This window comes from Microbacterium enclense (assembly GCF_004022425.1).
Lineage (GTDB): Bacteria > Actinomycetota > Actinomycetes > Actinomycetales > Microbacteriaceae > Microbacterium > Microbacterium enclense_A.
Window position 1 is genome coordinate 1 of record NZ_RBZY01000129.1, and the last position, 1,827, is coordinate 1,827.

A 1,827-nucleotide genomic window follows, 5' to 3' on the forward strand; every position below is an offset into this window, starting at 1 on the left:
GCGATCCTGCGCAACGCCAGCGGTGAGCGGTTCATGGAGCGCTACGCCCCGACGATCAAAGACCTGGCACCTCGCGACATCGTCGCCCGCTGCATGGTGCAGGAGGTCGCCGAGGGCCGCGGCGCCGGTCCCCACCGCGATTACGTGCTGCTGGACTGCACCCACCTGGGCGCTGAGGTCCTCGAGACCAAGCTCCCCGACATCACCGAGTTCGCCCGCACCTACCTGGGCGTCGACCCGGTCGTCGAGCCGGTGCCCGTCATGCCGACCGCGCACTATGCGATGGGCGGCATCCCGACCAACATCAAGGCCGAGGTGCTCGCCGACAACGACACCGTCGTCCCCGGCCTGTACGCCGCGGGCGAGTGCGCGTGCGTCTCGGTGCACGGCTCCAACCGCCTCGGCACCAACTCGCTGCTCGACATCAACGTGTTCGGCAAGCGCGCCGGCCGCAACGCCGTCGAGTACGTCCAAACGGCCGACTTCGTGCCCCTCCCCGAGGACCCGGCGAAGGAGGTCCGCGAGATGATCGAGGGCCTGCGCGCCAATGCCGGTACGGAGCGCATCGCGGTCCTGCGCAAGACGCTGCAGGACGAGATGGACAAGGGAGCCCAGGTCTTCCGCACCCACGACTCCCTCGCCGCGGTGCTCGACATCATCGCCGACCTGCGCGAGCGGTTCAAGAACGTCCACGTCGACGACAAGGGCAAGCGGTACAACACCGACCTGCTCGAGGCCGTCGAGCTCGGGTTCCTGCTCGACCTGGCCGAGGTCGTCGTCTACTCCGCCCAGAACCGCGAGGAGAGCCGCGGCGGTCACATGCGCGACGACTTCCCCACGCGCGACGACGAGAAGTACATGCAGCACACCATGGCCTACCTGACCGGCGACCCGCACTCGTCGCACCCCGCCGACCACATCGAACTCGGGTGGAAGCCGGTGGTGTTCACCAAGAACGACGCCGGCGAGCTGCGCTACCCGCCCCTGGAGAGGAAGTACTGATGGCCGCGACCGCGCTCGACACCACGACCGACGCCCCCGCCGACATCGAGCAGTCCCCGGCGGACACCGGCATCCAGTCGTTCCTGGTCACGTTCAACATCCGCCGGTTCGACCCAGAGGTCGACGACGAGCCGCGCTGGGTGGACTACGACGTGGAGCTCTACTCCACCGACCGCGTGCTCGACGCCCTGCACAAGATCAAATGGGACGTCGATGGCACCCTGTCGTTCCGCCGATCGTGCGCACACGGAATCTGCGGATCGGATGCCATGCGCATCAACGGTCGCAACCGGCTCGCCTGCAAGACGCTGATCAAGGACCTCGACATCTCGAAGCCGATCTACGTCGAGGCGATCAAGGGACTGCCGCTGGAGAAGGACCTGATCGTCGACATGGAGCCGTTCTTCGCCTCCTACCGCGAAGTTCAGCCGTTCCTCATCTCGAGCTCGAAGCCCGAGCCGGGCAAGGAGCGCATCCAGTCCATCGTCGACCGCGAGGTCTTCGACGACACCACCAAGTGCATCCTGTGCGCCGCGTGCACCTCGTCGTGCCCCGTGTTCTGGACCGACGGCCAGTACTTCGGTCCGGCGGCGATCGTCAACGCGCACCGCTTCATCTTCGACTCGCGCGACGACGCGGGCGATGTGCGCCTGGACATTCTGAACGACAAGGAAGGCGTGTGGCGCTGCCGCACCACCTTCAACTGCACCGAGGCGTGCCCCCGCGGCATCGAAGTCACCAAGGCCATCGCCGAGGTCAAGCAGGCGGTCCTCCGCGGACGCTGAGCCCGACTCCTCGAACGGCGGGTGCGCTTCGGCGCCCCGC

At 67.3% G+C, this 1,827-nt stretch carries 2 protein-coding genes; both read left to right on the forward strand.

Translation table 11 applies throughout. The annotated features are described in order from the left end of the window. A partial coding sequence (locus D8Y23_RS16510; protein WP_128219099.1) for an FAD-binding protein occupies positions 1-1,002 on the forward strand: 1,002 nt, incomplete at its 5' end. Continuing rightward, the gene (locus tag D8Y23_RS16515; protein WP_128219100.1) at positions 1,002-1,787 is read left to right on the forward strand and encodes a succinate dehydrogenase iron-sulfur subunit; all 786 of its coding nucleotides are present in this window, start codon (positions 1,002-1,004) and stop codon (positions 1,785-1,787) included. The genes D8Y23_RS16510 and D8Y23_RS16515, both read left to right, overlap by 1 nt. Positions 1,788-1,827 lie beyond the last annotated feature (40 nt).

What these genes read in the sequence shown, in the direction of transcription:
- D8Y23_RS16515 (WP_128219100.1), top strand. Translation starts at nt 1,002, where the DNA reads ATGGCCGCGACCGCGCTCGACACCACGACCGACGCCCCCGCCGACATC.